This window comes from Nocardia sp. NPDC056541, from assembly GCF_042794235.1.
In the GTDB taxonomy this organism is placed as follows: Bacteria; Actinomycetota; Actinomycetes; order Mycobacteriales; family Mycobacteriaceae; genus Nocardia.
Map to the genome: position 1 here is coordinate 159,153 of NZ_JBHTUD010000016.1, position 21,644 is coordinate 180,796.

Annotated in this window: 18 protein-coding genes; 7 read left to right on the forward strand and 11 right to left on the reverse strand. The window is 68.9% G+C overall.

Annotated features, from left to right (window positions below; all coding sequences use genetic code 11):
- The 4 genes from ACFQ9R_RS26295 to ACFQ9R_RS26310 all read left to right on the forward strand — a co-directional run bounded on the left by ACFQ9R_RS26295 (position 1) and on the right by ACFQ9R_RS26310 (position 4,438).
- On the forward strand, positions 1-888 hold the full coding sequence (locus ACFQ9R_RS26295) for a DUF4231 domain-containing protein (protein WP_378993952.1): 888 nt from the start codon (positions 1-3) through the stop codon (positions 886-888).
- Between the two features lie 91 nt (positions 889-979).
- Entirely contained in the window at positions 980-2,608 is a 1,629-nt protein-coding gene (locus ACFQ9R_RS26300) for a serine/threonine-protein kinase (RefSeq protein WP_378993954.1), read from the forward strand.
- A 117-nt stretch (positions 2,609-2,725) separates the two neighbouring features.
- Complete coding sequence (locus tag ACFQ9R_RS26305; protein WP_378993956.1) at positions 2,726-3,103, forward strand: amphi-Trp domain-containing protein; 378 nt, start codon at positions 2,726-2,728, stop codon at positions 3,101-3,103.
- Between the two features lie 9 nt (positions 3,104-3,112).
- Complete coding sequence (locus ACFQ9R_RS26310; protein ID WP_378993958.1) at positions 3,113-4,438, forward strand: diacylglycerol/lipid kinase family protein; 1,326 nt, start codon at positions 3,113-3,115, stop codon at positions 4,436-4,438.
- Here the strand turns inward: ACFQ9R_RS26310 and ACFQ9R_RS26315 are convergent.
- The 5 genes from ACFQ9R_RS26315 to ACFQ9R_RS26335 form a co-directional block, all read right to left on the reverse strand.
- The gene (locus tag ACFQ9R_RS26315; RefSeq protein ID WP_378993960.1) at positions 4,433-5,578 is read right to left on the reverse strand and encodes a DUF2254 family protein; all 1,146 of its coding nucleotides are present in this window, start codon (positions 5,576-5,578) and stop codon (positions 4,433-4,435) included. The two genes, ACFQ9R_RS26310 and ACFQ9R_RS26315, sit on opposite strands and share 6 nt — an antisense overlap.
- A 124-nt stretch (positions 5,579-5,702) precedes the next feature.
- Positions 5,703-10,067 carry a type I polyketide synthase gene (locus ACFQ9R_RS26320; protein ID WP_378993962.1) on the reverse strand — a complete coding sequence of 1,455 codons (4,365 nt, stop codon included), beginning with the start codon at positions 10,065-10,067 and terminating at the stop codon, positions 5,703-5,705.
- Positions 10,064-10,330: an acyl carrier protein gene (locus ACFQ9R_RS26325; protein ID WP_378993964.1), complete on the reverse strand. Its 267-nt coding sequence runs from the start codon at positions 10,328-10,330 to the stop codon at positions 10,064-10,066. The genes ACFQ9R_RS26320 and ACFQ9R_RS26325 overlap by 4 nt, the downstream gene beginning before the upstream one ends.
- 11 nt (positions 10,331-10,341) lie before the next feature.
- Positions 10,342-12,009, reverse strand: coding sequence for a fatty acyl-AMP ligase (locus ACFQ9R_RS26330; protein WP_378993966.1), 1,668 nt, complete (start codon positions 12,007-12,009; stop codon positions 10,342-10,344).
- A 165-nt stretch (positions 12,010-12,174) separates the two neighbouring features.
- Positions 12,175-13,068: an NADP-dependent oxidoreductase gene (locus ACFQ9R_RS26335; protein WP_378993968.1), complete on the reverse strand. Its 894-nt coding sequence runs from the start codon at positions 13,066-13,068 to the stop codon at positions 12,175-12,177.
- An 86-nt stretch (positions 13,069-13,154) separates the two neighbouring features.
- Between ACFQ9R_RS26335 and ACFQ9R_RS26340 the strand changes: the two genes are divergently transcribed.
- The gene (locus tag ACFQ9R_RS26340; protein WP_378993970.1) at positions 13,155-13,742 is read left to right on the forward strand and encodes a TetR/AcrR family transcriptional regulator; all 588 of its coding nucleotides are present in this window, start codon (positions 13,155-13,157) and stop codon (positions 13,740-13,742) included.
- 59 nt (positions 13,743-13,801) lie between these two features.
- Here ACFQ9R_RS26340 and ACFQ9R_RS26345 read toward each other — a convergent pair whose 3' ends face one another.
- The 3 genes from ACFQ9R_RS26345 to ACFQ9R_RS26355 all read right to left on the reverse strand — a co-directional run bounded on the left by ACFQ9R_RS26345 (position 13,802) and on the right by ACFQ9R_RS26355 (position 18,037).
- Positions 13,802-15,184 carry a styrene monooxygenase/indole monooxygenase family protein gene (locus ACFQ9R_RS26345; RefSeq protein ID WP_378993972.1) on the reverse strand — a complete coding sequence of 461 codons (1,383 nt, stop codon included), beginning with the start codon at positions 15,182-15,184 and terminating at the stop codon, positions 13,802-13,804.
- A 154-nt stretch (positions 15,185-15,338) separates the two neighbouring features.
- Positions 15,339-16,775 (reverse strand): LLM class flavin-dependent oxidoreductase, encoded by a 1,437-nt coding sequence (locus ACFQ9R_RS26350; RefSeq protein WP_378993974.1) that lies wholly within the window; start codon positions 16,773-16,775, stop codon positions 15,339-15,341.
- Positions 16,772-18,037: an acyl-CoA dehydrogenase family protein gene (locus ACFQ9R_RS26355; RefSeq protein WP_378993976.1), complete on the reverse strand. Its 1,266-nt coding sequence runs from the start codon at positions 18,035-18,037 to the stop codon at positions 16,772-16,774. The genes ACFQ9R_RS26350 and ACFQ9R_RS26355 overlap by 4 nt, the downstream gene beginning before the upstream one ends.
- Positions 18,038-18,159: 122 nt before the next feature.
- Between ACFQ9R_RS26355 and ACFQ9R_RS26360 the strand changes: the two genes are divergently transcribed.
- The gene (locus ACFQ9R_RS26360; protein ID WP_378993978.1) at positions 18,160-18,603 is read left to right on the forward strand and encodes a MarR family winged helix-turn-helix transcriptional regulator; all 444 of its coding nucleotides are present in this window, start codon (positions 18,160-18,162) and stop codon (positions 18,601-18,603) included.
- 75 nt (positions 18,604-18,678) lie between these two features.
- On the opposite strand, the gene ACFQ9R_RS26365 is transcribed toward ACFQ9R_RS26360, so the two are convergent.
- Genes ACFQ9R_RS26365 through ACFQ9R_RS26375 form a run of 3 tightly spaced genes read right to left on the reverse strand, consistent with a single transcriptional unit; the run spans position 18,679 to position 20,662 of the window.
- On the reverse strand, positions 18,679-19,305 hold the full coding sequence (locus tag ACFQ9R_RS26365; RefSeq protein ID WP_378993980.1) for an MBL fold metallo-hydrolase: 627 nt from the start codon (positions 19,303-19,305) through the stop codon (positions 18,679-18,681).
- Positions 19,299-20,384, reverse strand: a complete 1,086-nt coding sequence (locus ACFQ9R_RS26370; protein ID WP_378993982.1) for an S-(hydroxymethyl)mycothiol dehydrogenase — start codon at positions 20,382-20,384, stop codon at positions 19,299-19,301. Before ACFQ9R_RS26370 ends, ACFQ9R_RS26365 begins: the two co-directional genes overlap by 7 nt.
- 59 nt (positions 20,385-20,443) lie before the next feature.
- The gene (locus tag ACFQ9R_RS26375) at positions 20,444-20,662 is read right to left on the reverse strand and encodes a three-helix bundle dimerization domain-containing protein (RefSeq protein WP_358067951.1); all 219 of its coding nucleotides are present in this window, start codon (positions 20,660-20,662) and stop codon (positions 20,444-20,446) included.
- Positions 20,663-20,861: 199 nt separating this feature from the next.
- Between ACFQ9R_RS26375 and ACFQ9R_RS26380 the strand changes: the two genes are divergently transcribed.
- Complete coding sequence (locus ACFQ9R_RS26380) at positions 20,862-21,626, forward strand: ankyrin repeat domain-containing protein (protein WP_378993984.1); 765 nt, start codon at positions 20,862-20,864, stop codon at positions 21,624-21,626.
- Positions 21,627-21,644 lie beyond the last annotated feature (18 nt).

The window sequence follows — 21,644 nt, forward strand, 5'->3', positions numbered from 1 at the left end:
ATGTCCGACGACGATCTCCTGAACACTCTCTGGCAGCGCCGAACTCGCTGGTCGGCCACCGCTACCCGGATGAAGCGCCGGTTGGATCGAGTGCGGCTCACCGTCCTGTTCCTCGGCAGCTGGGGTGCGATCGCCACGGCCTCGACCACGACGATCCTGCGCTCGGCCGGCACCACGACCCGCGTCGTGGCGCTGTCGGGTGCGGTGGCGCTGGCGGTGGCGACGTTCCTCACCGCCCAGTACCTCACCGCGGAATCGACCCGCCGCTGGACCCGGGCACGGGCCGTCTCCGAAGGCATCAAGCAGAGAATTCTCACCTTCCGCGCCATCGGCGACGCACAACAGACCGAGCGATTGCAGGCCGAGATCGAAGGCATCGAACAGGCCGCAGAGGACCTGCTGCCGCTGCTCGCGCCCGGCGACGATGCCGTCCAGGCGCCGCGATCGATGCGGCCCGACGAGTACGTCCGTGACCGGGTACGGGCCCAGATCGACGGCTACTACCTGCCGACGGCCCGCTGCTACGGCGCCCGCGCGACCAGGTTGCGCCACGCGGCCGTCGGACTCGGCCTCGCGGCCACGATCGTCGCCGCGATCAACACCGGCGTCGGCGCGGAATCGTCGGGCCGGATCGCTCCGTGGGTCGCGGTCATGACCACGCTGAGCGGATCGTTGCTGGCCTACCTCGCGGGCAAGCGGTACGACTTCCTGGTGATGACCTATCTCGCCACCGCGGATCGCCTGCGACGGCGGCTCGATCGGTGGCGCGCCGACGGATCACCCACCGATCGGGTGCGGTGGGCGGAATTCGTCACGGACTGCGAGAACACCATCTCGCTGGAGAACGCGAGCTGGATGGCGAAATGGGGCGAGCGCGCGGAGAGCTGAACCCGTGCAGCCGAATCCGAGTTGCGGCAGGGGTGGCCCGTGCCGGATAACCTGAGCGCAGTCACGTGGGTGGTCGTGCGAAGGAGTGGTGATGGAGTTCGGGCCGGAGGCGATCCTTGCGGGATACCGCATCGAGCGCAGGCTCGGTGGCGGGGGAATGGGGACGGTGTATCTGGCCCAGCATCCTCGGCTGCCGCGCCGCGACGCCGTGAAGGTGCTCGATGGGCGGCTCGCGGTGGAGCCGACGTTTCGGGCCCGGTTCGAGCGTGAGGCCGATCTGGCCGCGCGGCTGCGTCATCCGAATGTCGTGCAGATCTTCGATCGGGGCGTCGACGGCGATCGGTTGTGGATCGCGATGCAGTTCGTGGACGGGCTCGACGCGGCACAGCTGCTGCGCCAGGGGCTGTCGGTGCTCACGCCCCAGCGGGCGGTACGCATTGTCGCCGAGGCGGCGAAGGGACTGGACTACGCGCATCGGCAAGGCTTGCTGCATCGCGACATCAAACCGGCGAACCTGCTGATCGCCCGTGCCGACGACGGCACCGACGAGGTGATGGTCACCGACTTCGGGATCGCTCGGAGCATGGGGGAGACGACGAGTCTCACCTCCGCGGGATCGGTGCTCGGCACGCTCGCGTACGCGGCGCCCGAACAGCTCGAGGGGCAACCGCTGGATGTGCGCACCGACGTGTACGCCCTCGGCGGCACCCTCTACGAGCTGCTCACCGGGTTCGTGCCGTTCCAGCGGGAGAGTCCGGCCGCGTTGATCAGCGCGCATCTGATCGAGCCGCCGCCGCGTCCGTCGGCCGGACATCCGGGGCTGCCGCCTGCCCTGGACGGGGTGATCGCGCGGGCGATGGCGAAGAATCCGGACGACCGATACGCCAGCTGCGGTGAGCTCGCCGACGCGGCGATCTCGGCTCTCACCGGCGCGCCGGTGGTGGGGGAGACCGCTGTGCTGCAGCGGGATACGCCGCAGGCTCCTGGCAGGTCGCTGACCAGGAAAGTCCTGCTCGGTGTCGGTGGCGCGGCGGTGGTGGCCGCGGTGACCGCGTTCGCCGTGCTGACCGCCGCGAACAGGGGCGCTTCGGACGCGCCTGCCACGACGCAGACCGCGCGGATCGGCGCCGTCCCGAACAGCCCGAAGGCGGCGGCGGTCCTGCGCCCCTGGCTCGACGATGTCCTCGCCGGTGACATGAGCGCCCTGATCCGCAAGTGCTGGACTCAGTCGCCCGCCGAGATCCCCGGGATGTACGGCGATGTCGAGCAGATCGCCGATGCGGTGCGCCGACCCGGCAGCCTGGGCCAGTTCGGACCGTATTGGCAGAACGACGCGCTACAGGTCAGCCTGCGCCCCAGCGAGTTACGGTCCGTGTACGGCTGTCCGATCGTCAGTGACCGATCGTCGACCGGGCTCACCGAGGAGCAGGCTCGCTACACCGTCGAGCGCTATCTGAGCCGGGTGGTCGGCGACCCCGTGAACCCGGCCGACGTGGAACCGGACTACCCACTGCTGTGCAACGGCACCCAGCCGGGCACCGCCCTGTCCGGGGTGCGGCGATTCGAGGACAAGGCACTCACGGTCCGTAGCTCGACAGGCACCGTCGTCACCATCAACGCGCCGGTGAGCAGTGCGGACGGTGCGACATCAGCGGTCGAGCTCACCCTCGAGCACGCCGCGAACGGCTACTGCATCTCCCGCCTCGACCGAGCGGGCTGAGCTGGGGTTTCGAAAGCCCGGCGGCAGGTGCAGCTCATCCGAAAAGGGTGATCCGTCCAGCTCGCCGCGGTGGCTACGGTGGAGGAACGTCCACGCTGAATCCAGTCAGGAGTTGCCGTGCCGAAGTTGGAGATCAAGAGGAAAACAGAGCTCTCCCGCACAGAGGTAGGCGAGCGGCTCATCATGATCGGACGGGCCCTCGCCCACGGGTCCGAAGTGGAACTGAAGACCGGTGACGACTCGATCGAGATCGTCGTCGCCGACCGCCTCCAGTGGGAATTCGAGATCGAAGTCGACGGCGACGAGACCGAAATCGAAATCGAGATCAAGTGGCACGACGATCCCGCCGCCGAGACGAGGTCCGACGCGAAACCGGCCCCGGCCCCGGCTCCGAAACCGGCGCCGAAACCGAGACCGGCCACGAAATCGGCGTCGAAACCGGCACCGGCCAAGGCGGTGCGCCGTCCTCGGTCGCGCAAGACCACCGCCAAGTGAACCGCCTCCATGAACTCGCCGGACACTGCCGGTAGCCGCGCTCGACGCTGGTGGGCGCGACTGGCGTTCGTCGCCGCTGCCGCCGCTGTGGTGGTGCCCGTGCTCGCCGCCGGGGTGTTCGGCGCGTTGGCGTTGCTGATCGTCGGCACCGGCGGCGTCGTGGTCGCTGTGGCGGCGCTCTACTCGTTCATCACCCGGTTCGGCATCCTGCGGTGGATCGCACTGGGGGTGGCGCTGCTCGCGCCGGTCGTCGTGGTGGTGTCATTCGTGCGGGCGAATCTGCTGTGGGTGGTCCTGGTGTGGGGTGCGCTCGCGCTGGTGACCCTCGGCGCCGCCCGCGCCGCCCTGCGCGGCAGCGGTTCGGACGCGAAGATGCCGGAATTTCCGGTCCCACCTCCGCAGCGCCCCTTCCTGATCATGAATCCGCGCTCCGGTGGCGGGAAGGTGACGAAGTTCGACCTGGTGCGCAAAGCCGAAGAACTCGGTGCCCGCGTGGCGTTGCTCGAAGGACCCGAGGAAATCGACGTCACCGCACTGGCTCACCAGGCAGTCGCGGAGGGCGCCGATCTGCTCGGGGTCGCCGGCGGCGACGGGACCCAGGCCCTCGTCGCGGCTGTGGCGGTCGAACACGATCTGCCGTTCCTGGTGATCAGCGCCGGCACCCGCAATCACTTCGCCATGGATCTCGGGCTCGATCGCGCGGATCCCACCCGGTCACTCGACGCCCTGCGCGACGGTGTGGAGTTGCGCGTCGATCTGGGCACCGTCAACGGACGGCCCTTCGTCAACAACGCCTCGTTCGGGGTCTACGCGGAGATCGTGCGCAGTCCGGAATATCGCGACGACAAGACCGCGACGGTGCTGGCGCTGCTTCCCGACCTGCTCACTGGACACAGCGGCCCGAAACTGGTCGCCCGGATCGGTGCGATGGCGGTGGAGGGACCACAGGCGATCCTGGTGAGCAACAACCCGTACGGCAGCAATGATCTAGCGGGCCTGAGCCGTCGTATTCGCCTCGATCGCGGTGTTCTCGGCGCGGTCACGCTGTCGGTCACCAGCACCAGGGAAGCGGTCGGTCTGCTGCGCCGAACCCGACTTCGCGGCCTGTCGCAGGAGACAGCGATCGAGTTGATCGTCGACGCCGACGCCCCCGAGATCCCGGCAGGCATAGACGGCGAATCCCTGTTGCTCGCTACACCCGTCCGGTGCACCATCCAGCCGGGGGCGCTGCGCGTGCTGGTACCCAGAACCAGACCGGGAGTGCGTCCCGCCGCCGCGGCCTTCGACTGGGCACGACTGTGGCAGACGGCGCGCTGGGCTCGTCCGAGCTCATAGCTGGGCCAGCTGGTCGTCGAGCCGGGCCAGCCATCTGTCGAGCAGTTCGACATGCTCGGGGGTCGCCCGGTCGCGTACTCGACGCAGGGAGTCTCGCAGACCTGTGACGACCATCGGGGAGCGGGCGGCGAAGGCGATGTCGTCGACCCCGGTCCGGACGAATTCCTCCCATCCCGGCAGGTGAACGACCAGCCTGTCGACACCGGCGTTGTCGGTGACCCGCAGCGGTTCGAGACGTGCCTCGGCCACCCATCCGAGAAGATCCTCCAACTCGTCGATGGCCTGTACGGCAGTCGCCGGATCGTTCACCGCGCTGGACAACGCGCGCAGCGCGATATCGGCCAGCAGCCGAAGCGCGAGCAGCGGGTCCTGCTCGAAGGTTCGTTCGGTGCCGACGACGAGACCGCCCAGCACAGCGTCTTCCGGCAGTTCGCCGCCGTGCACATCTGCCACGTGACAGCCGTGATGCAATGTGGCGCCAGGATTCTCACGTAAGACGATGGTCACGTTCGCAGCCGTCGCGGCGTCGATCAGGTCGGCCGTCTCGACCCGTTGCAGCACTGCGGGCGGCTGCTTCCAGACAACCGTCGTCCGCACGGGCGGCAGCTGTGGCGAGTCGAGGCGGGGTGCGGCGTACAGGGCGGTGAGTACCGTCCGCCCGTGATCGGCGATCGTACTGAGCGCGGGCACCAACTGAATGGCGGCGAAGGCCCGCAACAGCAATGCCCGCAACAGCACGAGCAGCACGAACAGCGCCAGCATCGCGAGGACCGGCACGACCGCCGAAACCTCGGGACTTCTGCCGATGGCGAGGGCCGCGGTCACACAGAACACGACCAACCCGAGGGCGAACCCGAAGGTCCGCCAGATGAAGGGGTCGTCGCGGAACAGCATCAACCGTGGCGTGAACGTGGACATCACCCACTGCACCACCAGGAAAAGCAGCGAGAAGATCAAGGCCACCGCACCGAGCAGGCCGATTCCGATCGAGAGCAGCGCGTCGGTCACCGGGGCGCTCGGCGCGCGTGGTCCCCAGGCGATCCTCGGGGCGGCCAGGCCCGCGCCGAGCCCGGCGAGCATGAAGACGAGCTGGGCCAGACCGGCTCGCAGGCGGCGTGGGCGTGCTGTCCGGGCGGGCATTCGCCGATGGTCACACATCGGCCGTGAGCTCGGCTCACCCGAAAAGGATGACTCCTCGCGACAGTGGCCCGGTGCGTCGGTGGCGGGGCGAGAGGGGGTCGACTGGGCCGGCTGACCGCCAGGGCTAGTGGTCGACGAGGTCGTCGGCGGAAATCCGGGCGAGTTCTTCGGCGAGGGCGGCGACGGTGTCGCGGATCTGGTCTTCGGTGTGGCAGGAGGTGACGAAGAAGCGGAGCCGGGCCAGGTCTTCCGGCACGGCGGGATAGATGATCGGGTTGACGTTGATCGCGCGATGCAGCAGCGCGGTGGACAGTTTCAGCGTCTTCATCGAGTCGCCGACGATGCACGGGATGATCGGAGTGTCGTGGCTGTCGCCGGTGTTGATACCCGCCTCGCGGGCGAGGCGAAGGAACAGTTCGGCATTGTGTCGAAGGCGGTCGAGCGGCGTGTGGTCGGTCCGTAGCAACCGCATCGCGGCCAAGGACGCGGCCGCGTTCATCGGTGTCATGCCGACGCTGTAGACGAAGCCCGGAGTGGTGTATTTCAGGAATTGGACCAGCTCCGCGCTGCCTGCCACATAGCCACCGCAGCCCGCGAGCGCCTTCGACATCGTGCCGGACCACAGCTCGACATCACGGCGGTCGACATCGAAGTATTCGCCGATGCCGCCGCCGTTCTCGCCGAGTACGCCGACGCTGTGCGCCTCGTCGATCATCAGCAGGGCCCGGTGCTTCTTCTTGATCTCGATGATCGCGGGCAGATCGGGGATGTCACCGTCCTGGCTGTAGACGCCTTCGATGAGGATGAGGACCCGGCGGTACTGGTGCCGGATCTCGGTCAGCAACGCGTCGAGGGCGGCGTGGTCGTTGTGCGGGAACGGTCTGCGGGTGGCACCGGACAGTCGGCAGCCCTGCAGGATGGAGTCGTGCGCCAGGCTGTCGTGGATCACCAGATCCTCGGGGCCGACCAGATGGCCGATGATCGTCACGTTCGTCGAATGACCGCCCACCAGTGCGATCGCGTCCTCGGTACCGAGCAGGGCGGCCAGTTCGGCCTCGAGTTCACGATGGATCGGCTTCTCGCCGGAGAGGAGCCGGCTGGCCGAGACCGAACTGCCGTAGCGGGCCACGGCGTCTTGCACGGCGGCGACGACGGCGGGGTGACCCGACATCCCCAGGTAGTTGTAGCTGGAGAAGTTGACCACCTGGGTGCCACCGATGAACGAGGTGTCTCGGGTGACGCCGTCGTTGATCAGGAAGTAGGGGTTGGCCAGGCCCAGTGCTTCGCCGCCCGCGAGCCGATCGGTGATGGCTCGCACCTCGGCGAAGTCGGAGACCCGGTATTCGGGGGCGACGTCTGCCTGCCTGGCTTCGGCTGCGGTGGAGGTGGTTTCGGATGTCTCGACCGACGTGTTCGGCGCGACAGGGGAATCGGTGCGTCGACCGGTGAAGTGGGCGATGACATCGCCGAGCGTCGTTGTCCCCGTGACCAGGGCCGGGTCGACGGTCGTGCCGGGGATCTTGCGGGTCAGACCGGTGAACAGGTCGGTGAGCATGAGCGAGTCGAAGCCCAGGCTGTCGCCGAGTGTTCGGCTGTCCGCCAGCCGGTCGGCGGGAAATCCGCTCACCCTGGCCACCTCCGCGCGGACGATCGCGGCGGCGTCCGGGGCGTGATCGTGGCGCGCGGAGCCTGAGCCGGTGTCGAGGGGTGTGCCGGGTGCCTGGCCGGGCGCCGCCAGCAGGCCCGCCAGTACCGCGTTCTGTTCACGGAAGAGCGCGATCAGTGAGTCCATCGTCGTTTCCTCGGTAGGTGCGGAGTGGGGTGTGGGTGCCGATGCGCCGACGTCGCCGACGGTGGGTGGCTCCACCCAGAACCGGTGCGCGCCAGAGAACTCGTACACCGGCAGGCGGTGACGGACGCGCTGCGCGGGTTCGTAGAGTTCGTTCCACACGGGGTCGAGACCGTCGCGGTAGAGCGCGGCGACGGTGGCGGCGAGGTCGTCGCCGGTCGCGCCGGGGCCGGGACTCGGGGACAGGCAGCGTGCACCGAGCCCGGGATCGATCCTGCGCACCGCCGCGGCGAGTACGCGCCGGGGGCCGACCTCGATGAGGTGCGTCGGGTCGGTGCCGAGCGCGGCGTGGACGGCGTCGCCGAAACGGACTGTGGCGCGGACGTGTTCGGTCCAGTACTCGGCGTCCATCACCTCCTCGGGATCGAGCAGCCTGCCGTGCACGGTCGAGTAGATCGGCAGTGCGGCGGCGCGGTAGGCGCAGGTACTGGCGATGGTGTCGAACTCGGCGAGCATCGGCGCCATCAGCGGACTGTGGAACGCGTGCGACACGGTGAGTGGTTTCGCGATCACCGACCGGGTGCGCAGCGCCGAGGCGATACGGTGCAGCGCCTCGGCGTCGCCGGAGAGGACGAGATCCTCCGGGCCGTTGACGGCGGCGACCACCACGGCCGGTTCGTCGGTGAGCAGGTCGGCGATCCGCTCGGTGGCGGCGCGTACGGCCAGCATCGCGCCACCGGCCGGCAGTCGTTGCATCAGCCGTCCCCGCGCGGTGACCAGCTTGCAGGCGTCGTCGAGATCGAAGACACCCGCCACCGCCGCGGCCGCGAATTCGCCGATGCTGTGCCCGATCAGCCAGGCCGGTCGGATGCCGAGGTCGGCGAGCGTCTTGGCGATGGCGTATTCCATGGCGAAGATCGCCGGTTGCGCGAGGGCGGTGGGATCGAGGTCGGCGTGTTCGTCGAGCAGCAGGTCTCGGATCGATCGGCCGAGGTGGGCGGCCATGGTGGTGTCGACGAGTTCGAGTGCGCGCCGGAACCCCGGGCTCGTCTCGTGCAGAGCTCGACCCATACCGCGGAATTGCGAGCCCTGACCGGTGAACATCCAGCCGGCGCGCACCGGCTGCGCGAGACCGTGCCGCCGGCTCACGTCTTCGCCTGTGCCGTCAACGGGGTGCAACTGCGCGATTGCCTCGTCGCGGTGGTGGGCGACGACGGCGAGCCGGTGCCGACCCGACGACTTGACCTGATTGCTCGTCCAGCAGAACTGGGCGAAGTGGTCCTCCGTGACCGATGTCAACGCCTCCGACATCCGGATCGCGTTGCGCCGCAGTCCATCCTCGCTGTCCGACGAGAGGGTGATCACCCTCGCTCCGGCTGCTCCAGGTGCCCCGGACACTGCCGACGTGGCGGGAACCTCGGATGTCACGGGCGATGCGGTGGCGCTCGCCAACACCATGTGCACATTCGTACCGCCGAGCCCGAAGCTGCTCACCCCACCGTGCGCGGGTCCGTCGAGCGGCATCGGATCGTCGAGCAGGCGCAGGCCGTGCCGGGCCATCTGCAGGCGCGGATTCTCCTGGTCGGCGAACCTGGACGGCGGGACCACCCCGTTGTGCAGGCTGAGGACGGCTTTGATGAGCCCGGCCACGCCCGCGGCGCCCTCGGTGTGGCCGAGGTTGCCCTTGATCGACCCGATCCCGCAGGGCCGCGCCCGGTTGCTCCCGTGCAGCTTGCCGAGCGCCTTGACCTCGATCATGTCGCCGAGAACCGTTCCGGTGCCGTGTGCCTCGATGAAGTCGATGTCGTCGGGCCGTACGCCCGCTCGCCGGTAGGCTTCGCCGATCACCTTCTGTTGCGCCCATCGGTTCGGCGCGGTGATGCCGTTGCTGCGCCCGTCGGAGTTGACCGCGCTGCCTTTGATCACCGCGTAGATCGGCAGCCCCGCGGCCTCGGCATCCGCCAGGCGGCGCAGGACGAGCACTGCCACGCCTTCACCGCGCACGATCCCGTCGGCGTTGCCGCTGAACGGTTTACACCGCGCGTCCGGCGCCGACAGACCCGCCTGGGTGTAGAACACGCCGACGGCCGGGGTCAGCACGAGATTGACGCCCCCCGCGACGGCTTGGTCGCAATCGCCTGCTGCCAGGGCATTGCACGCGAGGTGGACCGCGACCAGCGACGACGAGCATGCCGTGTCGACCGCGATGCTCGGCCCTTCCAGGTCGAACTGGTAGGACAGCCGGTTCGCGGTCATGAAGTATCCGTTGCCGGATCCGTGCTGCGGCGTGATCGCGGCGTAGTCGCTCATCTGCAGATTGGCCCACTCGTTGGCCATCACGCCGACATAGACCCCGGTCCGTGAGCCAGCCTGCGCCCGGGGGTCGAGCGCGGCGTCCTCGAAGGCTCGCCAGGTGGCCTGCAACAGCAGTCGTTGTTGCGGGTCCATCGATTCGGCCTCGTGTGCGGTGATGCCGAAGAATTCGGCGTCGAACGCGTCGGCGTCGTCGATGAACCCGCCGCTGCGGGTGTTGATGGTGCCGGGTGCGCCGGCCGGGTCGTGGAAGTCGTCGGCGTTCCAGCGGCTCGACGGGACTTCGGAGATCGCGTCGCGGCCGTCGATCAGCAACTGCCACAACCGCGCCGGGTCGGCGGCGTGCGGGAAACGGCAGTCGAGGCCGACGACAGCGATATCGGTCATGCCGCGACGGCGATTTCGGCGGTGAGGTAGGTGGCGATGGCCGCGATGGTGGGGTATTCGAAGACCAGGGTCGGGTCGATGTCGAGCATCCACCGGTCTTCGATCTCGCCGCACAGGGCCACTGCCGACACCGAGTCCATGCCGAGTTCGGCGAGCGGGATCGTCGGGTCCACCTGGTGCGGTGCGCGTTCGGTGTAGTCGGCGACGCGCTCGATGAGCCAGTCCTGGGTTGTCGTGGAGTGAGTGGTGATGGTGGCGAACATGTTTCGGCTCCTCAGTGGGTCGCGGTCGAGGATCGGCTCAGGGCCGGTTCGAGGTCTTCGTGCAGGACGGTCGAGATGCTGTTGTCGACGAAGGCCTCGCGCATCGAGGCCCGTTGGACTTTGCCGCTGGTGGTGCGGTGCACGGAGCGGCTCTCGATGAGGACGACGCTCGGTGCGGGGACATCGAAACCGCGGGCGACCGCGATCTTGATCGTCGAGGTCAGCTCGGCGAGGGTGGTACCGCGCAGCAGCGCTGTCTTGATGCCCTGCACGACGACGAGTCGTTCCCGGCCACCTGCTTCGACGGAGACGGCCACGCCGGTGGTGAGCGCGGGATGCAACTCCTCCACCAGTTCCTCGACATCCTGCGGGTAGAGGTTGCGGCCGTTGATGATGAGCAGGTCCTTGAGCCGCCCGGTGACGAACAGTTCGCCGTCGCACAGCATTCCGAGGTCGCCGGTGCGCAGGAAGGGTCCTTCGTCGCCGAGGTACGCGTCGAAGGTGTGCCTGGTCTCCTCGGGCCGATTCCAATAGCCGGCTGCCACGCTGTCGCTGCGAACCCAGATCTCGCCGACGGTGTCGTCGACGGCCTGCTGCCCGGTGTGCGGGTCGACGACGCGGACGGTGAGACCGCGCGCCGGTTGTCCGCAACCGACCAGCAGGCTGTCGGGTCCGTCGGTGACGACTGGCGGTGCGTCGACCGGGCCCGCCGTGACGAGCAGCGTCGCCTCGGCCAGACCGTAGGCGGGCAGCAGCGCGGTCGGTCGCCACCCCGCGGGTGCGAACCGTTCGCGCATCGCGGCGATGGTGCGTTCGCGGACCGGCTCGGCGCCGCACAACGCCACCTCGAGGGTGGACAGGTCGAGGGTGGCCAATTGCTCGTCGGTGACGCGCTTGGTGATCAGTTCATAGGCGAAGTTCGGGGCGGCGGTGCAGGTGGCGCGGTACTTGTCGATCGCCTGTAGCCAGCGCACGGGGCGTTTGAGGAAGGTGGTGGGCGACATGAACACCAGGTTCGCGCCGGCGTAGATCGAGGCGAGCAGCGAGCCGATCAGGCCCATGTCGTGAAATTGCGGGATCCAGGTGACGCCGGTCGAGGTGTCGTCGCTCCCGATCGCGGCGGCGATCGCGGCTTCGTTGTGCAGGAGGTTGCCGTGGGTGACGACGACACCCTTCGGTGTGCCGGTCGAGCCGGACGTGTACTGCAGGAACGCGATGGTCCCGGTGTCGATGTCGGGCAGGCGCCACGCGTCGGGGTCACCGAGCTGTTCGTCGGTGGCCACCACGGCCGCGGTGGTGGCCGCGGCGACCATCGGCTGGAAGTTGGCGGTGGTCAGAACCAGGCGGGCGCCGGAGTCGGCGATGATGCCCGCTACGCGCCGCGTGCTGCGCTCGTCGTGCGGCAGGGGCGCGGGCACCGCGATGACGCCCGCGTAGAGGCAGCCGAGGAAGGCCCGCAGGAAAGCCATGCCGTCGTGGTAGAGCAGAACGACGGGTTCGGTCGATTCCGGGCGATCGGCCAGCCACGCGGCGAGCGCCCTGGCATCGCGATCGAGATCGCGGTAGGTGACGACCTCCTCGACGAGCTCGCGCCCCGCCTCACGCAGGTAGATGTAGGAGCGGGTCTCGCCGTAGACGCGAACCTGCTGCCTGACGTGGTGCACGTAGCTGGGCTGCATGTGGCCTTTCCTTCACCGGGGAGAAAGTCATAGGGGCTGACTATGACTATCCGCTCTCTGTGCCGGTCCGGATAGTGCCCGCAGGTATCACCCAGCGAACCCGGGGGTGGTCGCTGTCCACCCCTGGGTGTGGGCCGCCGTGGCCTCGCCGCGATCGCGCACGACTCAGAGGACGATGACCCGGCGTCCGCGTGAGTGACCGGCCTGGCTGTCGACGTGCGCCGCGGCGGCGTCGGACAGCGAGTACGACTTCTCGACCGGGATACGCAGTGTGCCCTGCGAGATGAGGGCGGCGGCCTCGGCGAGCGCATCCGGCACGCTCCCCGCCACGCCGGAGAATCGGACCCCGAGGGCGGGTGCACCGAGATCGGCGATGGTGAGCACCCGCTGTGGATCCCCGGTCAGCTCGACGAGCTCGCTGATCACCCCCGAGCCCGCCAGATCGAGGGCCGCGTCGACCGGCCCGAACCGGCGCACCCGCTCGACCCACCCCTCGCCGTACGTCGTGGGGAGGGCGCCGAGGCTCCGGAGATAGTCCTGGTTCGCGGCCCCCGCGGTGCCGATCACCGTGATGCCACGCTCGCGCGCGATCTGCAGCACCGCCGATCCGACACCCCCCGACGCGCCGCTGACCAGCAGTGTCTGCCCGGCCCGCACACCGACCTCGCCGATGACGCGCAGCGCGGTCTCCACCACGGAGGGGTACCCAGCGGCTTCCTCGAACGTCAGGCCCGCCGGCATCCGGGCCCAGGCCGTCAGCACGGCGAACTCGGCATAGGTGCTCGAGCCTTCGCCGAACACCAGGTCGCCGACCTCGACTCCGTCGACGCCCGCGCCGACCTCGTCCACCACCCCGGCCGCGTCCAGCCCGACACCGGCGGGCAAGGCGATCGGATGCGCCCCGAGGATCTGGCCTTCGCGCAGCCGCCAGTCGACAGGGTTGACGCCCGCCGCGCGCACCGCGATGCGAATCCGGCCGGGTCCCGCGTGGGGCTCCTCGGCATCGATGAGTTGCAGGACGTCGGGACCGCCGAACTCGGCGAAGCTCACTTTCCTCATGCCTCGAACGTAACACTAACGGTTAGTGTTTTGAAACAGGTATGAATTCATAACTGATACAGATTCCTAACTGGTAGCCTCCTGGCATGACCGTGCCGACCGGACGTCGTGAGCGCAAGAAGGCCGTGACCCGCCAGAAGATCGCCGATACCGCCCTGCGGCTCTTCCTGGAACGCGGGTACGACGAGGTGGGCATCCGCGAAGTCGCCGCTGAGGCCGACGTTGCCGTCACGACACTGTTCGCCCACTTCGCCGCCAAAGAGGCCCTGGTGTTCGAGCGGGATGAGGACTTCGAACAGGGACTCGTGCGGGCGGTCACCGACCGGGCGGCCGACGAACCGCTCATCCCCGCGCTGCGGCGCGAAATCCATGCCATGGTGCGACATTGCTCGGCGGACAGCGCCGCCCCGATCTGGCACATGATCGACGAATCCCCCGCGTTGCGCAGGTACGGGGAGTCGATGCGGGTGCGCCATGCGCAGGCGCTGGCAGCGGCCGTCGCCGCCGATCCCGCGTTGGCGCGGACCACGACGGAGAGCGCGGCGATCGCGAGGTTCGTGATCGACGCCTACTCGCTGGGCCGGGAGGCCGCCGATCCGGAAGCCGCGGTGGACGAGATCTTCCGGATGATCGAGGCGGCCTGGGAGTGCACCGGCCCCGGGGCTTCGGTATAGCCGGCGGGACGAATTGGAGCGGGCGGCCGCAGGTACCTGCGGCCGCCCGGATCCACCTCTTACCCGACGGCGGCCGGGGCGAACGTCGAGCGTTCGAAGCGGCCCGCGGGGGCGAACTCCGCCAGCAATTCGGCCGCGTCCGTGCCGGTGACCTCGGTGATGTAGGCGGCGGCGTCGGCGGGGGAGTCGATCGGCAGGAACGGCTGCGGACGGTGCAGCAGGCCGACCAATGCCGAAGCGAACTTCGGGTTCACGGCGGCCGTGGCGAAGAACTGGCCGCCGATGTCGCCGAATTCGGGGTCGCTGAGGAACAGGCGGGTCACCTTGGCGGCGGCGTCGCTGCGGGCAGCGAGGAACGTGGCGTACTGGTCGGTGATCCACTGTTCGTCGAACGGTCCGTCGTGTACGGCGGCGGCCGCGACCAGGCGCTGCGCCTGGATCAGCCCGCTCTGCGCGCCTTGGCCCGCGACCGGGTCGTAGGCGACCGCGGTGTCACCGAGGGCTGCGACCGGATGGCCGCCCGCGGTGTGTCCCACCCCGGCCCGCACGACCGGCCGGACCGCGCCCTTGAGCCAGGAGTGCGGGTCCTCGGCAATCACCTGGGTGGCCTGCACTTCCGGCAGGTCCCAGTCGATGTAGTCGCGGTAGAGGTCCTTCACGATCTGCAACGCCGATTCGGCGGAATCGGCTGCGGCGAAACGGGTTTCCCAGTCGCTGCCGGGTCGGGCCCAGCCCAGGAACGCCCAGCTCGGACCCGCGTCCTTGTGCAGGTACGGACCCCACCACGCCTCGCCCTGTTCGGCGAGAATGGAGAACAGGCTGTGCGCCCCGCCTGCCGGGCTGCGGTGCGCGAAGACGCCAGGGTCGAAGTCCAGGCCGGTCACGGTGACCGTGAGCAGCGAGCGCTGCGGCTTGTCGTAGACAGTGCGTTCCTCGTCGATCGGGAACAGGTCGGCCAGCCCGCCGCGGCCGGTGGCGACCAGGGTGAGGTCGTTGGCGGCGGCGATGGCGTCGAGAGATTCGGGGGTGACCGGTTCGACGACGAAATCGCCGCCGCGTTCGAGGAAGGCCGTGAGGCGCTCATCGGCCTTGAGCCGGGTGTCGACGGCGACGCCGACATAACCGTCGAAGGTGCCGTCGAAGGCGATCAGTTCGGCGTTCTCGGGTCCGGCGATGCGCACGCTGAGCCCGGTGTGGCGGGGTGCGCGCCCGGTGTAGCTGTCGAGCCCGAGCGCCGCCTCGGCCTGCTGGGTCTCGCCGAATTCGAGGGCGGTGCCGGTGGCGGGGACGTCGTCACGGAGTGAGCGTTGATCTCGGTCGCTGTAGAGGGTCACGGTGAAACCGGCATCGAGAAGACCTAGCGCCGCAGTGACGCCGGTTTGGCCGGCGCCGATTACCGCGGCCGAACGAGGGGAACGGGAAACGGGTGTCTGCGATGTCATACCGGAATGGTGCGCTCACCTTCGCCCGATGATGAGTGTTGCGATCAGCGGGAATCGATCCGAATACCTTGCACCCCAGCGGATATAGCTATGGGGCACGCCGATCGGCGCCAGGCCGAGTACGTCCTGGCGCTGATCGGCGATACACGCCACGCTACGGACGGGCGAGTGCCTCCACCGGTTCGGGACGCGACTGCTCGGGTGGCAACACGGTGGACCGCGGACCGCCGACGCGATACCCGGCGCCGCGATGCTCGGGCGGGAGCCGATCACCGGCACCGAACAGGGCATTGCGCAAGGTGCCCGGCTCGTAGTCGGTCCGGTAGACGCCGCGCTCGGTCAAGACCGGAACAACGTGGCGCACAATGTCTTCGAATGTCCCCGGCGTGATCGCGTAGGCGAGGTTGAATCCGTCCAGGTCGGTGTCGGCGACCCACTCCTGCAACAGGTCGGCGACTGTTTCGCCGGAGCCGGTGAACACCGGGCCCATGCCGCCGATGCCCGCCCAGCGGCCGATATCGCGCACTGTCCATTCGCGGCCGTCGTCGTCGAATTCCTGGAACGCCGCGACCGCGGACTGGATGGCGTTGCTCTGCACCTCGCCGATCGGGTCGTCGAGGTCGTACTGCGACAGGTCGATTCCCATCCAGCCGGACATGAACACCAGTCCGCCTTCGATGCTCGCGTAGGACAGGTACTCCTCGCGCTTTGCCTGTGCGGCGGTGTCGGTCTCGTCGGTGATGATGGTGGCCAGCGCGTAGATCCTGGCCGCGTACCGGTCACGGCCTGCGGCCTCGAGCGCGTCCCGGACGCGCGAAACTGTCTGCGCCAGGATTCTTTTCGAGGGTCCGGCGATGAAGATCGCCTCGGCGTTCTCGGCCGCGAACCGCACACCGCGCGGGGAGGCGCCCGCCTGATAGATCACCGGCGTCCGCTGCGGCGACGGTTCGGAGACGTGGATCCCCGGCACGGTGTAGTGCTTGCCGTGGTGGCCGATGTGGTGCACCTTCGACGGATCGGTGTAGATGCCGCGTTCGGCATCGCGCACTACCGCGTCGTCCTCCCACGAACCCTCCCAGAGCTTGTAGAGCACCTCGAGGTATTCGTCGGCCTGGTTGTACCGTTCGTCGTGGTCGAGTTGATCCTCGGCGCCGAAATTCCTTGCCGCGGAGGGTAGATAGCCGGTCACCACGTTCCAGCCGAGCCGCCCGTTCGTGAGGTGGTCGAGGGTGGACAGGCGGCGCGCGAACGGAAACGGGTGTTCGAAGCCGGTGCCGGTCGTGATCCCGAAACCGAGGTGCTCGGTCACCGCTGCCATCGCCGACACCAGCAGCAGCGGATCGGCGACCGGCGTCTGCGCGCCCTGGCGCAGCGCCGCGATGTCGTTGCCGCCGTACACGTCGTAGGTGCCGAGGACGTCGGCGATGAAGATCCCGTCGAACCGTCCGCGTTCGAGCAGTGTCGCCAACTCGGTCCAGTAGGCGATATCGGTGTAGCGGTGCGACTGGTCCTCGGGATGACGCCACAGCCCCGGGGATTGGTGGGCGACGCAGTTCATGTCGAAGGCGTTGAACCGGATCGGCCTGCTCATCGCGATGCCGCCACGGTGCTCGCATCCTCGGGCTCCGGACTCGCGGAAGCTGTTGTGCCGGTGTTCCGCTCGCCCGCGCTCCAGCCGAACGGCAGGTCGGTGCCGTTGAGCAGGTAGTCGCCGACCGCGCGAGCTTTGAAGAGGGCGGGATTGTGCACCGAGATGGTGCGGGCGTTGCGCCAATGGCGATCCAGGCGCAGCTGTTCGGACACGATCGAGGCTCCGCCGAGCTCGAACAATTGGGTCGTGGCGCCGAGCACGATGTCGATCACCCCGAGTTGTGCTTGCGCGGCGGCCAATTCGGCGGCCACGAGATCCTTCTCGTCCGTCGCCCCGGCGTAGAGCACCCGGTCGAGCACATCGGCCACCGCGAGTACCGCCGCACGCGCGGTGAACGCCGCCGCCGACAGCTTGCCGATCACCTGCTGGACGAGGGGGTCCTCGCGCGGCAGATCGGCGGCGGCATGGGTGTAGGTGCGGGTGCGCGCGCTCACCCATTCCCTGGCGTCGCGTTCGGCGCGTTCGGCGATCCCCGCGAGCACCGCCAGCTGCACCAGTTGCAGGTAGGCGGTGCCGTAGGTGGGCCCCGCGACACCGTAGCCGGGTCCGAGGACGCGGTCCTCGGCCACCACGACATCGGTGAACTCGGTGGTGCCGCTCGCAGTGAGCCGCTGCCCGAAGCCGTCCCAGTCATCGTGTTGCACAACACCTTCGGCGTCCGCGTCGACCAGCACGCCGAGCCGCTCGCCGTCACTGTCGGCCGCGACGAGGATGTGATCGGCGAACAGTGATCCGGTGCTGTAGTACTTCACGCCGTTGAGCAGCAGCCGGTCACCGTCGCGGGTCAGCCGAGTGCGATACCGGTCGACCGCGCCGACCCCCGGTTCGGTGATCGCATTGCCGACCAGGGTCCCCGCCGCGACCGCCCGCAACCACCGCTCCTGCTCCGGGCCCGCCTCGGCCAGGCGCTGATCCTCGACGAACGACCAGTGCACCCGCAGTGCCTGCGGCAGATTCGACTCGGCCGCAGCCAGGTCGATGAGCAACCGGAACAGCTGTCGCACACTCACGCCGTACCCGCCGAACTCGACCGGCACCCGCAACGCCCCGAACTTGGCCTCCTTCAACCAGCCCACCTCGTCGAACGGCAGCCGCCGATCGACCTCCCGTTCCACCGCGCCCGCGGCGATCCGGTCGAAGATCGGGGCGAAGATGGCGTCCAGCTCGGAATCGGTGGTCGATGGCGCGGCGGTGGAAGTCATGCTTCCACGATCGCGCAGGGAGATGCCGGATTCACGGGTTGCGCGCAGCGCGATCACAACGGAGTGGACTCCGATCTATCATTGGCGACGAAGTGTCTGCGCGGAGGAAGTGAGTGGCGAGCATGTCGGAACCTGACGACGACCCGAGCGCGATCTTTCGCCGGTACCTGAGTTCGGTGGTGCTGCACGCCCAGGCAGGTGCGAAGGCAGTCGATCTGCACGCGACCGACCTGTACGCGCTGAACATCCTCGCGCTGAGCGGCGCGATGACGCCGGGTGAGCTCGGCACTCGCACCGGCCTCACCACCGGTCCGACCACCCGTCTGGTCGACCGCCTCGAACAGGCGGGGTACGTGCGTCGCGGCGCCGACCCCGGCGACCGGCGCAAGGTCATCGTCGAGCCGATCGACCAGCCCGCCGAGCTCGACAAGGTGCTCGCCCCGGCGCGGCGCCGGATCGGCGAGATCATCGCGAGCTACACCCCCGAGCAGCGCGAAGTGCTCTTCGACTACTTCGCCCGGGCGGCCGTGGCCTACCAGGAGTCCGTCGCCGATCTTCGCGACTGAGGCTCACGGATCGTTTGTCGCGCTCGGTACCGCGCCTACCTGCGTGCCCACCGCCGATCGGCGGTGGGCATGCGGTCAGTGGCCGCGGGCGATCCAGTCCGCGAGCGCGGGACGCTCCGTGCCGATGGTGGTGGTGTCGCCGTGACCGGTGTGGACCGTGGTCTCCTCGGGAAGCGTGAGCAATCGGTCTCGGATCGAGTCGATGATCGTGTCGAAGTCGGAGAACGAGCGGCCGGTGGCGCCCGGGCCTCCCGCGAACAGGGTGTCACCGGTGAACAGGGCCGCGAGGTCGGGCAGGTGCAGCGAGACCGAGCCGGGGGAGTGGCCGGGGGTGTGCAGGATGTCGATATCGGTGCCCGCCACCGTGATCCGGGTGGTATCCGCCAGCGAGTGGTAGTCGGCCCTCGGGTGGGTCATGCGCCAGAGGGGCTCGTCGCCGGGATGCAGCAGGACGGGGGCATCGAGGCGCTGCGCGAGTTCTGGCGCGACGGTGACGTGGTCGTTGTGGCCGTGTGTGCACAGGATCGCGGTGACGTGCCGGTCGCCGACCGCGGCGGCGATGGCATCGGCGTCGTGGGCGGCGTCGATGACGAGCACCTCGGTGTCGTCACCGACGAGCCACACATTGTTGTCGACATCCCAGGTGCCGCCGTCGAGCGCGAAAGTGCCCGAGGTGACGACTCTTTCGATGCGAGTCACCACACCACCACCGAACGCAGCACCCGGCCCTGCGCCATCGCGGCGAACGCCTGCTCGACCCCGTCGATGCCGATCCGCTCGGTGACGAACCGGTCCAGCGGCAGTCGGCCCTGCCGGTAGAGGTCGATGAGCATCGGGAAGTCGCGCTCGGGCAGGCAGTCGCCGTACCAGGAGGATTTCAGCGCACCGCCGTGCGAGAAGAAGTCGATCAGCGGCATCTCCAACGTCATGTCGGGTGTCGGGACGCCGACGAGAACGACCGTGCCCGCCAGGTCGCGCCCGTAGAACGCCTGCTGCCAGGTCTCCGGGCGGCCGACCGCGTCGATCACCACATCGGCACCGAAACCGCCGGTGAGTTCCTTGATCCGCTCGACCACGTCCTCGCTGGTCGCGTCGATGGTGTGGGTGGCGCCGAAGTCCTTGGCCCAGTCCAGTTTTTGCTGATCACGATCGATCGCGATGATCGTGCCCGCACCGGCGAGGCGCGCACCGGCGATGGCGGCGTCACCGACGCCGCCGCAGCCGATCACCGCGACGCTGTCACCGCGCGAGACGTTGCCGGTGTTCACGGCGGCGCCGATCCCGGCCATCACGCCACAGCCGAGCAGGCCGGCGACGGCGGGATCGGTCTCGGAATCGACCTTGGTGCACTGCTTTTCGTGCACGAGGGTCTTGTCGGCGAAAGCGCCGACGCCTAGGGCCGGGGTGAGCGGGGTGCCGTCGGTGAGCGTCATCGGGACGCTGGCGTTGTGGGTGTCGAAGCAGTACCAGGGGCGCCCGCGCCGACACGCTCGGCATTCGCCACACACCGCGCGCCAGTTGAGGACGACGGAATCGCCCGCGGCCACATGGGTCACCGCCGCGCCGACGGACTCGACCACACCGGCGGCTTCGTGCCCGAGCAGGAACGGGAACTCGTCGTTGATCCCGCCGTCGCGATAGTGCAGGTCGGTGTGGCACACCCCGCAGGCCTGGACGCGGACGACGACATCGTGCGGTCCCGGGTCGGGAATCACGATGTCGACGGTTTCGACCGGCGCATCCTTCGCGCGGGCGATGACTCCGCGGACGGTGTCTGGCATGCGGACCTCCTCATGGTTGGCGTGGGTCTACGTCAACGCTAGCGGGGCCGCCCGCCCGGTCAATGCGGGATGGGTGGGATCTCACCTGTCGGACTGCCGAGTTCTTCTCGCACATGGTGTTCGACGAGCAACGGAACATAGTTGCGGATGTGCACCTTCCCGAACGCGTCGTAGACGTTGTGCACGATGTCGGCGAGCTCAGCGGGTGCGATGGTCGGGTACCGGATGATCAACCGCTCGATGACCTCGTCGAGTTGGCGGTTCTCGTGAGTAGTCATATTCCGGGGGTACCCGGCGACACCGTCGATCAACGGGTCGGTGCCTACTTTTCGTCGAAACCAGAGATGCCCCAGCTCCCCGGATCGCGTCCTCGCGGCTGCGCATAGACGGTGTCGATGGTGGCGATCGGCGCTGCGTCCTGGACGTGGGGGGACGGGGTGGGCACGGTGGAGCATGACCTGACCAGAGGAGATATCTATGAATCCGGCTCGCCCGGCAGTTCGTGGGCCCCGCGCGGCCGTGCTCGCGCTCGCGGTGCTCGCGGTGGGCGTCGGCGCCTGCTCCGCCGACCCGGGCACGCCGGAATCCGCCGTCGCCTCGGCGACGCCCGAGACGTCGGCCACGACTTCCGCTGCCACACCGCAGACCAGGCAGCTCGACCACGCCCTGGACGCCGACCTCTACGACGCGGCCCTCGCCGACGATGCCGCCCGGGTCCGCGACCTGATCGCCCGCGGCGCCGATATGGAGACGCGTGGCGACAACGGGCGCACACCACTGGTCGCCGCCACCAAGAACACGGCGACCGCGGCCGCATCGGCCTTGATCGAGGCGGGCGCCGACGTGAACGCCGCGGACGACCTCCAGGACTCCGCCTACCTGTACGCCGGAGCCGAGGGCCTCGACGAGATCCTCGCGGCGACCCTGCGCCACGGCGCGGACCTGCGCAGTGTGAACCGTTACGGCGGTACGGCACTCATCCCGGCGAGCGAGCACGCGCATGTGAGCACCGTGCGGATGCTGATCGCCGCGGGCGTCGACGTCAACCATGTGAACAAGCCGCGGTGGACGGCACTGCAGGAGGCGGTCGTCTACGGCGACGGCTCGCAGCGCTACCAGGAAACCGTCACCGCGCTGCTCGCCGCGGGCGCCGACCCGCAGATCCGCGATGCCGAAGGCCGCACCGCGCTACAGAACGCCGAACGCCTCCACCAGGACGCGATCGTCGCACTGCTGCGCTGAGCGGGCGTGCCGACGCGC